The sequence below is a fragment of the Ciceribacter azotifigens genome, from assembly GCF_048159625.1.
In the GTDB taxonomy this organism is placed as follows: Bacteria; Pseudomonadota; Alphaproteobacteria; order Rhizobiales; family Rhizobiaceae; genus Allorhizobium; species Allorhizobium azotifigens.
The window spans coordinates 73,883-85,940 of sequence record NZ_JBLQTA010000019.1; the positions used below are offsets into that span (position 1 = coordinate 73,883).

At 63.9% G+C, this 12,058-nt stretch carries 10 protein-coding genes; 5 read left to right on the forward strand and 5 right to left on the reverse strand.

The annotated features are described in order from the left end of the window. Positions 1 to 73: 73 nt before the first annotated feature. Complete coding sequence (gene ampC, locus ACM6UT_RS20595; RefSeq protein WP_416799208.1) at positions 74 to 1,252, reverse strand: class C beta-lactamase; 1,179 nt, start codon at positions 1,250 to 1,252, stop codon at positions 74 to 76. A gap of 225 nt (positions 1,253 to 1,477) precedes the next feature. On the opposite strand from ampC, the gene ACM6UT_RS20600 reads away from it, so the two are divergent. Next, complete coding sequence (locus tag ACM6UT_RS20600) at positions 1,478 to 2,392, forward strand: LysR family transcriptional regulator (protein WP_416799209.1); 915 nt, start codon at positions 1,478 to 1,480, stop codon at positions 2,390 to 2,392. Here ACM6UT_RS20600 and radC read toward each other — a convergent pair. From radC to ACM6UT_RS20620, 4 genes are read right to left on the reverse strand one after another with little or no spacing between them, the layout of a single operon-like run. After that, positions 2,343 to 3,179, reverse strand: coding sequence for a RadC family protein (gene radC, locus ACM6UT_RS20605; RefSeq protein ID WP_416799210.1), 837 nt, complete (start codon positions 3,177 to 3,179; stop codon positions 2,343 to 2,345). The two genes, ACM6UT_RS20600 and radC, sit on opposite strands and share 50 nt — an antisense overlap. A 2-nt stretch (positions 3,180 to 3,181) precedes the next feature. Beyond that, on the reverse strand, positions 3,182 to 4,018 hold the full coding sequence (map, locus tag ACM6UT_RS20610; RefSeq protein ID WP_416799211.1) for a type I methionyl aminopeptidase: 837 nt from the start codon (positions 4,016 to 4,018) through the stop codon (positions 3,182 to 3,184). 33 nt (positions 4,019 to 4,051) lie between these two features. After that, entirely contained in the window at positions 4,052 to 4,780 is a 729-nt protein-coding gene (gene sfsA / locus ACM6UT_RS20615) for a DNA/RNA nuclease SfsA (RefSeq protein WP_416799212.1), read from the reverse strand. A gap of 10 nt (positions 4,781 to 4,790) precedes the next feature. Continuing rightward, positions 4,791 to 6,638 (reverse strand): PHA/PHB synthase family protein, encoded by a 1,848-nt coding sequence (locus tag ACM6UT_RS20620; RefSeq protein ID WP_416799213.1) that lies wholly within the window; start codon positions 6,636 to 6,638, stop codon positions 4,791 to 4,793. Positions 6,639 to 6,820: 182 nt separating this feature from the next. On the opposite strand from ACM6UT_RS20620, the gene ACM6UT_RS20625 reads away from it, so the two are divergent. The 4 genes from ACM6UT_RS20625 (at position 6,821) to recJ (ending at position 11,984) form a co-directional block, all read left to right on the forward strand. Beyond that, the gene (locus ACM6UT_RS20625) at positions 6,821 to 7,210 is read left to right on the forward strand and encodes a gas vesicle protein GvpG (RefSeq protein ID WP_416799214.1); all 390 of its coding nucleotides are present in this window, start codon (positions 6,821 to 6,823) and stop codon (positions 7,208 to 7,210) included. Positions 7,211 to 7,427: 217 nt separating this feature from the next. Further along, positions 7,428 to 8,651: an LL-diaminopimelate aminotransferase gene (locus ACM6UT_RS20630; RefSeq protein WP_416799215.1), complete on the forward strand. Its 1,224-nt coding sequence runs from the start codon at positions 7,428 to 7,430 to the stop codon at positions 8,649 to 8,651. 98 nt (positions 8,652 to 8,749) lie between these two features. Beyond that, a complete protein-coding gene (locus tag ACM6UT_RS20635) occupies positions 8,750 to 10,072 on the forward strand; it encodes a homoserine dehydrogenase (protein WP_416799216.1) in 1,323 nt (440 codons plus the stop codon). A 109-nt stretch (positions 10,073 to 10,181) separates the two neighbouring features. Continuing rightward, the gene (gene recJ, locus ACM6UT_RS20640) at positions 10,182 to 11,984 is read left to right on the forward strand and encodes a single-stranded-DNA-specific exonuclease RecJ (RefSeq protein WP_416799220.1); all 1,803 of its coding nucleotides are present in this window, start codon (positions 10,182 to 10,184) and stop codon (positions 11,982 to 11,984) included. The last annotated feature ends 74 nt before the right edge of the window (positions 11,985 to 12,058 follow it).

Consider the following 12,058-nt stretch of genomic DNA (forward strand, 5'->3'; position numbering starts at 1 on the left):
TCCTGTATCAGGACTAGGAAGGGGCTGCCCGTCGGGCGGCCCCTTTTTGCATGGGCAGGTACTGCCCCTGTCGTCAGTCGCCCAGTCCGCCGTCGAGCGCAGTCACAATGCGATAGGCGGCGCGCAGGCGATCCGGTATCGGATAGTTCCTGTTTGCGAGGATCACGACGCCGATCTGCCTTTCCGGGACGAAGGCCGCGTAGGCTCCGAAGCCGGCGGTCGAGCCGGTCTTGTTGATCCAGACGTTCTTGCGCGGTTCGGCCGGAGGGTCCAACGCTTCGACCGCATTGCTCTTGTTGGATATCTCCGGAGAGTTTCCTGCAAGCAGCATGTCGAGTTTCACAGGATAGTCATACATCTCCCATCCGAGGCCTTGCGTCATGCCTGCGACCCGGTAGTAGCCGGTATGGGTGGCGGTAATGGCGCGCTGCAGGGGCGCGTCGAGGCCCTGGCCGTTCATGTTCGCCTCGACGAAGCGGATCAGGTCGGAGGCGGATGTCTTCACGCCGTAGGCTTCGGAATCCATCGCGCCCGGCGAGGCATGGATCGGCTTACCGGTCTTCGAATAGCCATAGGCATAATCGGACGTCCGCTTCTTCGGCACATGGATATACGTGTTCGAAAGCCCGAGCATTGGAAAGAGCGTGCCTTGCATGACATCGTCGAAGGATACGCCCATGCTCGCCGCAGCCGCGTAGCCGAACAGGCCGATGCTTGGATTGGAGTAGCGCCGGTGGGTTCCCGGCGAGTGATCCGGATGCCAGTCACGGTAGTAAGCAATCACGTTCTTCTGCGTGACGTCATTGGGAAACTGCAAGGGTAGTCCGCCCGCCGTGTAGGTGGCGAGGTGGAGAAGGCTCACCTTGTCGAAGGTGCTGCCGACAAGATCCGGCACATATTTGCCGGGGCTGTCGGAAAAGGAGAGCGCTCCTGTTTCGTGCGCATAGGACGCCAGTGTCGCGGTGAAGGTCTTGCTGATCGACCCGATCTCGAAGAGCGTGGCGTCATCGACCTTTTTCCCGCTCTCGACGGACGCAACGCCGTAATTGAAGACGTACCGACGGCCCTGGACGGTCACCGCCACGGCCGTTCCCGGCACCTTGTACGTCTTCATGATCGGCTGGATCGCCTCGTCAGCCGCGCGCTGGAGCCGGCTCTCGATGTCATCCGCCGTGGCGACGGTGCACGTGCCGAGGATCGATATCGCAACCGTGGCGGAAGCGATCGATCTGGCGACAAGAGAATTCCTCATGGCAACTTATCTCCTTGTATCTTGTCCGTGGCCGCGCAGCGTGTTGCAACGGCCGGTCTGTCATGGGGATTTGCGTCAAGGGCTGTGTTCGACCTCCCGTCAAGGATGCGCCTTGGCGATCATCGACGACGGGCGGTGAAGAAGCCTCTCAGGTATAGGCGGATTGCACTCCGCGCCCAAACGACGTTAACTTGCGGGAGCCATTAGAAAAAATAGGGTCACCCGATGGTTCGTCCGCATCTTCCGCTGAACGCGCTGCGTGCCTTCGAGGCTTCTGCGCGTCACCTGAGCTTCACCCGGGCGGCAATCGAGCTCTGCGTGACCCAGGCGGCGGTCAGCCATCAGGTCAAGAGCCTCGAAACACAGCTGAAGGTCGCGCTTTTCAAGCGGCTTCCCCGTGGTCTGATGCTGACACAGGAGGGCGAGACGTTGCTGCCGTCGTTGCGTGACGCCTTCGACCGGATCGCCGGAACACTTGAGGGGCTCGAGGGTGGCCACCGTCGCGAGGTGCTCACCGTCGGGACGGTCGGGACCTTTGCCGTGGGATGGCTGTTGCCACGGCTAGCCGGCTTCCGTGCCGAAAACCCGTTCATCGACCTGCGGCTTTCGACCAACAACAATCGCGTGGACGTCGCGGCGGAGGGCCTGGACTACGCGATCCGCTTCGGGGCAGGGGCCTGGCACGGAGTTGAAGCGATACCCCTGCTGGAGGCACCGCTTTCGCCGCTCTGCATCCCGGATATTGCAAAGCAGCTGGAGACACCCGCCGATCTTTTCAAGTATACGCTGCTTCGCTCCTACCGGTCGGACGAATGGCCCCGCTGGTTTGAGGCGGCCGGATTGCGCCAGACCATGCCGGTTTCCGCGAGCATCGTCTTCGATTCCTCCCTGGCGATGATGGAGGCGGCGTTACAGGGTGCCGGGATTGCGCTCGCCCCGCCGGCGATGTTTTCCCGCCTGCTGCAATCGGAAACGGTCCGGCAGCCTTTCGATACCGCCGTGACGATCGGTGGCTACTGGCTGACGCGGCTGCAGTCGCGAACGGAGACGCCCGGAATGGTACGCTTCTGCGACTGGCTGCTGCGGACGCTCAGATCAGCCGAAGCCCCCGGAAGCTCGCATGCCCCTGCCGGCCGATGATGATGTGGTCGTGCACGGTGATGCCGAGTGGCTTTGCGGTATCGATGATGGTCTTCGTCATGTCGATGTCGGCGCGTGATGGCGTCGGGTCTCCGGACGGGTGATTGTGTACGAGAATGATTGCCGTCGCGGAGAGTTCGAGCGCGCGCTTCACCACCTCACGCGGATAGACGGGCGTATGGTCGATCGTGCCGCGCCCCTGTACCTCGTCGGCGATCAGCGCGTTGCGCTTGTCGAGGAAAAGGATGCGGAACTGCTCCGTGGTCTCGTAGGCCATCGCCGCGTGGCAGTAGTCGATGACCGATGACCACGAGGAGAGCACGTGCCGCTCCTTGAGCTCGCTCCTCAGCATCCGCTGGGCCGTGGTCGCGATGAGCTTGAGGTCGAGCGCCACCGTCTCGCCGATTCCCTTCACCTCCTGCAACAGGGCAGGCGGTGCGCCCAGCACGCCGGCGAGCGTGCCGAAGCGGCCGATCAGCGCCTTGGCGATCGGTTTTGTATCGCGGCGCGGAATGAGCCGGAAAAGCAGAAGTTCGAGGAGTTCGTAGTCCGCGAGCGCCGCTTCGCCGCTTTCGCGGAAGCGCGTCCTCAGCCGGTCTCGATGACCGATGTAGTGCGCCTCTTCCTGCGCGTGCGCTCCGGAGATCGGCCGCGGCTTGCCCGGTTGTTCGGCGAAGAAGCTTCGTTCGTCGACGGCGGCAATATCCTCCTCCGCCTCTTCCCGGTCCGGAGCGACGGTTTCGTCGTCTTCATCGTCTGCCGGGGAAAGGGAAGGAGGTTTGCCCATCGTCAGCCTCGCAGCGGCGGCAATCCCGGCCGGTCGATGCCACCCGGTGACAGCGTGAAGATTTCGCAGCCCGTCGCCGTCACACCGACAGCATGCTCGTACTGCGCGGTCAGCGAGCGGTCGCGCGTGACCGCCGTCCAGCCGTCCGAGAGCACCTTCACGTGCGGGCGTCCGAGATTGATCATCGGCTCGATGGTGAAGATCATTCCCTCGCGCAGTTCCGGGCCTTCGTCGGCGCGGCCGTAATGCAGGATGTTCGGGGAATCGTGGAACAGCTTGCCGATGCCGTGGCCGCAGAAGTCGCGCACGACGGAGCAGCGCTCGGCCTCCGCATAGGTCTGGATCGCTTCGCCGATCGCACCGGTGCGGGCGCCCGGGCGCACCGCGGCGATCCCGCGCATCAGGCACTCGTAAGTGACTTCGAGTAGCCGCTCGGCGGCGCGCTTGATCTCTCCAACCGGGTACATGCGGCTCGAATCACCGTGCCATCCGTCGAGGACATAGGTAACGTCGATGTTGACGATATCCCCCTCGCGCAGCGGCTTGTCGTTCGGAATGCCGTGGCAGACCACGTGGTTGATCGAGGTGCAGCAGGATTTCGTGTAGCCGCGATAGTTGAGGGTCGCCGGGAGCGCCCCGTTGTCCATGCCGAACTCGAAGACGAAGCGATCGATCGCGTCCGTCGTGACGCCAGGCTTCACGATAGAGGCGAGTTCGTCCAGGCAACGCGCCGTCAGTTGCGACGCCTTGCGCATGCCTTCAAAGGCTTCGGGGCCGTAGAGCCGGATCGCTCCCGTATTCTTGAGCGGCGCCGTTGCCGCGTCGATGTAATTTACCATTCATCCGCTTTCAGGTTGGATGCATTCCGATTGTCACACCGTACATAATGCAGCAGGGGCGGCTTCGTCCATTGCAATGCGCTGAAATGGCGCGATTTCCGCAGCACTCACCCGGCATTTGACGGCATAGGCCTCGACTCCGCGCCGTCTGGCCGCGGTAAAGCCGCGGGCGTAAGCAGGGTCGAGATCGCCCGAAAGGCGGAAGCGGTCGCAATCCTCGCGCTGGATGAGATAGAGCATGACGGCACGATGACCGGCATCCATCATCGCCGCGAGCTCTTCGAGATGCCTGGCGCCGCGCGCCGTGACGGTGTCGGGAAATTCGGCAAGCCGGCTCTCGCGGATGAAATGCACGTTCTTCACCTCGACATAGGCGTCCGGTCGCCCGGGTGAGGAAAGGAGGAAGTCGATGCGCGAGTTTCGGCCATAGCGCTGTTCGCGCCGCAACGTCTCGTAACCCGCAAGATCATCGACAAGACCCATCCGGATCGCCTCTTCGCCGAGCCGGTTGGCAAGCGCGGCGTGGACACCGACGACAGTATCGTCCGCTTCGATCAGTTCGAAGGCATAGCGGTGCTTGCGCGCCGAGCCGGCATGATCGGAAAGCCAGATACGTGAACCGGCATCGGTCAGCCCCAGCATCGAACCGGTGTTCGGACAGAATCCGGTGATCTCGGACCCGTCGTCGAGCACCGCGTCGAACAGGAAGCGCTTGTAGCGCCGGATGAGCGTGGCGGGGACGAGAGGTGGATCGAACTTCATCGCGCAGGTGTCACGCCCGTTCGAGCACGTAAGTGCCGGGCGCGTCGGCGATCGCGTTCAGCGCACCACCGCCGACCTTGCGGGCAGGGACCCGCTTGCCATCGAGCGACTCGACCCAGGTTTGCCAGTGGGGCCACCAGGAACCCGGCGTCTCTTTGGCCTTCTCCAGCCAGTCCTCGAAGGCGCCGGTGGGCGCGCCGCCGGTCCAGTACTGGTACTTCTGCTTGCCGGGCGGGTTGACCACGCCGGCGATATGGCCGGCGCCGCTGAGCACGAAGGTGACCGGGCCGCCGAACAGGCTGCTTCCGACGAAGACCGATTTGGCCGGCGCGATGTGGTCCTCGCGGGTCGCGAGATTGTAGATCGGGATCTTCACGTCCTTCAGCGACAGCGTCTTGCCGGCGATTTTCATTCGTCCCTTGCTCAGCGCATTGTCGAGATAGCAGTTGCGCAGATAGAAGGAGTGGTTGGCGGCCGCCATCCGGGTGGAATCCGAATTCCAGAACAGCAGGTCGAAGGGCATCGGTTCTTCGCCCTTCAGGTAGTTGTTGACGAAGTAGGGCCAGATGAGCTCGGAGGCTCTCAGCATGTTGAAGGCGGATGCCATCTTCGAGCCTTCGAGATAGCCGCTCGCCCGCATGCGTTCTTCCATCGCGTCGAGCTGTTCCTCGTCGACGAACACCTTGAGGTCGCCGGCATGGGTGAAATCGACCTGCGTGGTGAAGAGCGTCGCACTTGCGATGCGTTTGTTGCGCTCCTTGGCGTGCAGGGCAAGTGCGGTGGAAAGCAGCGTACCGCCGACGCAATAGCCGATGGCGTTGACCTTGGTCTCGCCGGTCGCCTTCTCGACGGTCTCGAGGGCAAAATCGACGCCCTCGCGGATATAGGCTTCCCAGTCCTTCGTGGAATGTCGCTCGTCGGGATTGACCCAGGAGATCGCGAAGACGGTATGCCCCTGATCCACGCACCACTTGATGAAGGATTTTTGCGGGTTGAGGTCGAGGATATAGAACTTGTTGATCCACGGCGGCACGATCAGGAGCGGCCGCTTGAGGACCGTGCCAGTCGCCGCTTCGTATTGCAGGATTTCGCAGATATCGCTCTGGGCGATCACCTTGCCCGGTGTGACCGCCATGTTCTCGCCGACGGCAAACTTGCTGTAGTCGGTGTGGCGCAGGCGAAGGTCGCCCCCGCCGGCGGCGATGTCCTCGGCGAGCATCCTCATGCCGCGCACCAGATTTTCGCCGTGGCTGGCGACCGTTTCGCGGTAGACCTGCGGATTGGTGACGACGAAGTTGGCGGGCGAAAGCGCGGCCGTGATCTGCCGGACGTAGAAGGCCGCCTTGTGCCGGGTGTGTTCGTCGAGCCCTTCGGCGTCGCGCACCATTCGCTCTGCCCATTCGCTGCCGATGAAATAGACCTGACGCAGGAAGTCGAAGAACGGATTGCGCTGCCAGTCCTCGTCGGAGAACCGCTTGTCATTCGGGAGCGGTGGCGAAGGCTCGGTGCTTTCGCCACCGGCCAGCCTCTGCGCCGTCCGTGTCCAGGCGCCGAACATGCCGGCCAGCAGATAGCCCTGCGCTTCGAGCGTCCGCTTCGGGTCCGACATCCAGTATTCGGCGACCTTCGACATCGTCTTGACGAGTTCCGTCAGCGGCTGCGACACCGGGTCGACGATCTCGCCGCGCTCGCGCGGCGCAAGCCACGTCGAAGCGGCCTTGCCGAGATTTTCGAGCGCGCGGGCGACATTGAGTGCCAGCGCTTCGGGATCCTTGACGATGTAGGGTTCAATCAGCTTCGGATCGAAGCCTTGGGCCGTGGCACCGGATGTAGCACCGTCTTCGGTGTCTCTGCTCAAGCTGTTCCTCCCGAGAGTGCTCGTGAGAGTCCTCTTTTATGTTTGCTTATCCTGCCTGAAAACGACTACAAGTTCCAGCGATACGAAGGCCACCCCTGACGTATTCGGAAGCAGGGATCAACCGCTGGATGCGGTGCGGCGCCGGTTTGGGACATATGGGTATGATTGCAGCGATGTGGGCAATGAAAACGTGGCGTCTTGCTTCCGGTCCGGCACTGGCCTGTGCCCTCGGGCTCGCCACGGGATGCTCGTCGACGGGCGGGCAAACGACGGCGACCGAGCCGCGGTCCTCCGTGCTCGACGTCACCGTCAGCGATGAGGCCCGCAGCCCCCGGACGCCGGCGCTCGGCACGTCTCCGGACGGCTACCCGGATTTCTCGCAGCCGCTGACCGCTGCCAGCGTTCAGATGAGCGACGAGGAGGCGGTAGCGCTGCAGGCGAAGCTGTCGGCACTCGCCTCCGCCCGCAAGGCCGGCACGATTTCCGAGGCCGAGTACCAGCGGCGGGTGGAAGAACTGCGCAAGCTTGCCGCAGAGCACGGCGTCGACGTACAGGCTGCGCTGGCCAAATAGCGCTTGCCTTTGCTGCAATTTGGAAGCAAAGCAATCGAGGTGCGACCGCTCGCTTCGGCCGGTCCGTCCTTGGCCGGCGGACACAGATTTGCCGCAGCGCTTTGCCATTGCATCGCAAAAGGTCTGTTCCGGTTTCGGGTTCGTTACGGAACATGTCAGGAGCAACAAACGAACCCGCTTGGCGCGGATGCTGCCGCGCGATCCCACGGGGTTTGAGATGGAAGAGTTTCATAAAGTTCGGCGCCTGCCGCCCTATGTTTTCGAACAGGTCAACCGTTTGAAAGCTAGCGCGCGAGCCGGTGGCGCCGACATCATCGACCTCGGCATGGGCAACCCCGACCTGCCGACCCCGAAGGCGATCGTCGACAAGCTCTGCGAAGTGGTCCAGGACCCGCGTACGCATCGCTATTCGTCCTCCAAGGGCATTCCGGGCCTCCGTCGCGCCCAGGCTGCCTACTACGCGCGCCGCTTCGGCGTGAAGCTCAACCCGGAAACCCAGGTCGTCGCGACGCTCGGCTCCAAGGAAGGCTTCGCCAACATGGCCCAGGCGATCACCGCGCCGGGCGACGTCATCCTCTGCCCGAACCCGACCTATCCGATCCACGCCTTCGGCTTCCTTATGGCCGGCGGCGTCATCCGGTCGATGTCGGTCGAGCCGGACGAGACCTTCTTTCCGCCGCTCGAACGCGCCGTCCGCCATTCGATCCCGAAGCCGCTGGCGCTGATCATCAACTATCCGTCGAACCCGACGGCGCACGTTGCCTCGCTTGACTTCTACAAGGACGTGATCGCATTCGCGAAGAAGCATGACCTGATCGTGCTCTCCGACCTTGCCTATTCGGAGATCTATTTCGACGACACACCACCGCCGTCGGTTCTCGAGGTCCCGGGTGCCATGGACATCACGGTCGAATTCACCTCGATGTCGAAGACCTTCTCGATGCCCGGCTGGCGCATGGGTTTTGCCGTCGGCAACGAGCGGCTGATCGCGGCGCTGACCCGCGTGAAGTCCTATCTCGACTACGGTGCGTTCACGCCGATCCAGGTCGCGGCGACCCACGCTCTCAACGGAGACGGTTCCGATATCGCCGAGGTCCGGTCCGTTTACAAGCGCCGCCGCGACGTGCTGGTCGAGACTTTCGGTAAGGCCGGCTTCGAAGTGCCGCCGCCGGCGGCGACCATGTTCGCCTGGGCGAAGATTCCGGAGAAGTTCCGTCCGCTCGGCTCGCTCGAGTTTTCCAAGCTTCTCGTCGAGAAGGCCGACATTGCCGTCGCCCCCGGCATCGGCTTCGGCGAGATGGGCGATGATTACGTCCGCATCGCGCTGGTCGAGAACGAGCACCGCATCCGCCAGGCGGCGCGCAACCTCAAGCGCTTCCTGTCGACGGCCGACGAGACGATGCACAACGTCATTTCGCTGAACGCCCACCGCCAAGGTTGAGCTTTCCCGCCGACGACGATAACGTCACTGGTTATCAGGTCCAGGCGGCCCGTTCGCGGCCGCCTTCATGCAATTCGTAAGTTTCGGGAAATTGATCTATGGCGGATGCCCTCAGGATTGGCATTGCGGGTCTGGGCACCGTCGGTGCCGCGCTGGTTCGCATTCTTCAGCAGCGCAGCAATGAGCTTGCCATCTCCTGCGGTCGGAAGATCGAGATTACGGCAGTGTCCGCACGTAACCGAGACAAGGATCGCGGCATCGATCTTTCCGAAATAGCTTGGTACGACGATCCCCTCGACCTCGCCGCCAATGCCGATATCGACGTCTATGTCGAACTCGTCGGCGGTGCCAACGGCGCGGCGGAGGTGTCCGTCAGGGCAGCACTGGCGCGGGGCCTGCATGTCGTGACCGCCAACAAGGCGCTGCTGGCGCGTTACGGCGTCGAACTGGCGCGCATCGCGGAGAAGAACGGCGCTCTCCTCAATTACGAGGCGGCGGTCGCCGGCGGCATTCCGGTCATCAAGGCTCTGCGCGAATCGCTGACCGGCAATCATTTCTCCCGCGTCTACGGGATCATGAACGGTACCTGTAATTACATCCTCAGCCGTATGGAGAGGGAGGGCCTTTCCTTCGACGAGTGCCTGAAGGACGCCCAGCGGCTCGGCTATGCCGAGGCCGATCCGAGCTTCGACATCGAGGGCAACGACACCGCCCACAAGCTCGCGATCATGACGACGCTCGCCTTCGGCAGCGAGATCGCCGCCGATGATATCTACCTCGAAGGCATCACCAATATCTCGATCGAGGACATCCGCGCGGCCAACGAACTCGGCTACCGCATCAAGCTTCTCGGCGTTGCGCAGAAGACCGACACGGGCATCGAGCAGCGCGTGCACCCGACCATGGTGCCGCTCGATTCGGTGATCGCGCAGGTCGACGGCGTCACCAATGCCGTCGCCCTCGAATCCGATATTCTCGGCGAACTTTTGATGGTCGGCCCCGGCGCCGGCGGCAGCGCGACGGCCTCGGCGGTGCTCGGCGACATCACCGACATCGCCAAGAGCCGCCCAGGTGCCCAGCAGGTGCCGGTGCTCGGCCGGCCGGCCCATCTGCTCGAGCCCTATCGTCGCGCGCAGATGCGCAGCCACGAAGGAGGCTATTTCATCCGGCTGACCGTTGCCGACAAGATCGGCGTGTTCGCCAATATCGCGACCCGCATGGCCGACAACGGTATTTCGCTGGAATCAATCGTGCAGCGCTCGCAGCCCGACGGAGAGATTGGCGCGCCGGTGACGATCATTCTCGTGACCCATGCGACGATGGAGGAGTCGGTCCGCAAGGCGGTGTCGGCCATCCGTGCGGAGGGATACCTTGTCGGCGAGCCGCAGACGATCCGCATTGAGCGGCCGAAGACTGTGTGACGACCGCCGCTGCCTTTCCGGGCGGGGCGGCGAGGCTGCTGGCGGCTGCCGCATGCGATCTCGCATGGGCGCGAACCTGGAATGACGACGGGCGGGAATACAGATGGGCATGATTGAACCGGTCGATCCGGTGCCGCGCGCGTTTCTCGGCGTGGAAAGCTCGGTGAGCGGCCAGCGATGGGTCTCGCGTCTCGACCAGGCCGGACAGAACCGCGCACTCGCCATCGCTCAGCTTCATGGCATGCCGGAGATTCTGGCGCGCGTGCTGGCGGGCCGCGGCGTCGGTGTCGATGAAGCACCGGCCTTTCTCGATCCGACCATCCGTTCCCTGATGCCGGACCCGGCCACGCTCACCGATTGTGATGCCGCGGCGGAGCGGATCGTGCGGGCGATCGCCGCCGGCGAACGCATCGCGATTTTCGGCGATTATGATGTCGACGGTGCAGCCTCTTCGGCGCTCCTCTACCGGTTTCTTCAGCATTTCGGCGCCGAGGCAGAGATCTACATTCCTGACCGGATTTTCGAGGGCTACGGCCCGAACCCGGCTGCGATCGGTCAGTTGATCGAACGCGGCGCTCGGCTGGTGGTCACCGTCGACTGCGGCTCGACGAGTTTCGAGGCCCTGGAGGAAGCGCGCCGGCGTGGCATCGACGTCGTCGTCATCGACCACCACCAGATGGCGCACGCCATGCCCACCTGCCATGCGCTGGTCAATCCCAATCGCGAGGACGATCTGTCGGGGCAGGGGCATCTCTGTGCCGCGGGCGTCGTCTTCCTCGTGCTGGTGGCCACCCTGCGGCTGCTCAGGCAGCAGGGCGACCGTCGCGCCGGATCGCTCGATCTGCTCGCCTGGCTCGATCTCGTGGCACTCGCGACGGTCTGCGACGTCGTTCCGCTCAAGGGACTGAACCGCGCCTATGTGGTGAAGGGGCTGATCGCCGCCCGCCATCAGCAGAATGCCGGCCTCGCCGCCCTGTTGCGCGTGGCCGGCATCGGCGGACCGGTGACGCCCTATCATTTCGGTTTCCTCGTCGGCCCCAGAATCAACGCTGGAGGTCGCATAGGCGACGCCGCGCTCGGAAGCCGGTTGCTGACGCTCGATGATGCCACCGCCGCCGGTGAGATCGCCGCCCGGCTCGACGAACTCAACCGCGAGCGTCAGGCGATGGAAACCGCGATGCTGGCGGAGGCGGAGGCGGAGGCGCTTGCCGAATACGGCACCGGCGAAACGGCATCCGTCATCGTCACGGCCCACGACAATTGGCACCCCGGTATCGTCGGGCTGCTTGCTGCTCGCCTGAAGGAGAAGTTCAAGCGGCCCGCCTTCGCGATCGCTTTCGATCCATCGGGGAAGGGGACCGGCTCAGGGCGCTCGATCAACGGCTTCGACCTCGGACGGATGGTACGGGCAGCGGTCGACGCCGGCCTGCTCGTGAAGGGCGGCGGCCATGCCATGGCGGCCGGCCTGACCGTCGAGCGCGCCAATCTCGGGCGGCTGCGCGCCTTCTTCGACGAGGCTGCAGGCAGTCAGGTATCGACGCTTGCCGCCAATCGCAGTCTGAAGATCGACGGAGCGCTCGGCGCATCCGGCGCCACCATTGCGCTGATCGACCAGCTGGAGACGGCCGGCCCTTATGGCGCAGGCCACCCGCAACCCTGTTTCGCGATTCCTGCGCATCGCGTGCGGGATTCGCGCCTCGTCGGCGTCAACCATGTGAAGGTGACTGTCGAAGCGCAGGACGGGTCGCGACTCGACGGGATCGCCTTCCGTGCGGCCGAAACGCCGCTCGGCGATTTCCTGCTGTCCTCGCGGGGCAGTCAGGTCCATCTCGCGGGGTCGCTGAGCGCCGAGCACTGGCAGGGAACGCGGCGCGTGCAGATACGCGTGACCGACGCCGCGAAGGCGTTCTGAGCGATATCCGGTGATGTTCGGAAGAGTGGAAGTGGCACGCCCTAGGGGAGTCGAACCCCTCTTCCCAGAATGAA

Bases quoted from the DNA above. Each gene is read 5' to 3' on its own strand.
- ampC (WP_416799208.1), bottom strand. From the start codon at position 1,252: ATGAGGAATTCTCTTGTCGCCAGATCGATCGCTTCCGCCACGGTTGCG.
- ACM6UT_RS20600 (WP_416799209.1), top strand. From the start codon at position 1,478: ATGGTTCGTCCGCATCTTCCGCTGAACGCGCTGCGTGCCTTCGAGGCT.
- radC (WP_416799210.1), bottom strand. From the start codon at position 3,179: ATGGGCAAACCTCCTTCCCTTTCCCCGGCAGACGATGAAGACGACGAA.
- map (WP_416799211.1), bottom strand. From the start codon at position 4,018: ATGGTAAATTACATCGACGCGGCAACGGCGCCGCTCAAGAATACGGGA.
- sfsA (WP_416799212.1), bottom strand. From the start codon at position 4,780: ATGAAGTTCGATCCACCTCTCGTCCCCGCCACGCTCATCCGGCGCTAC.
- ACM6UT_RS20625 (WP_416799214.1), top strand. From the start codon at position 6,821: ATGAAAACGTGGCGTCTTGCTTCCGGTCCGGCACTGGCCTGTGCCCTC.
- ACM6UT_RS20630 (WP_416799215.1), top strand. From the start codon at position 7,428: ATGGAAGAGTTTCATAAAGTTCGGCGCCTGCCGCCCTATGTTTTCGAA.
- ACM6UT_RS20635 (WP_416799216.1), top strand. From the start codon at position 8,750: ATGGCGGATGCCCTCAGGATTGGCATTGCGGGTCTGGGCACCGTCGGT.
- recJ (WP_416799220.1), top strand. From the start codon at position 10,182: ATGATTGAACCGGTCGATCCGGTGCCGCGCGCGTTTCTCGGCGTGGAA.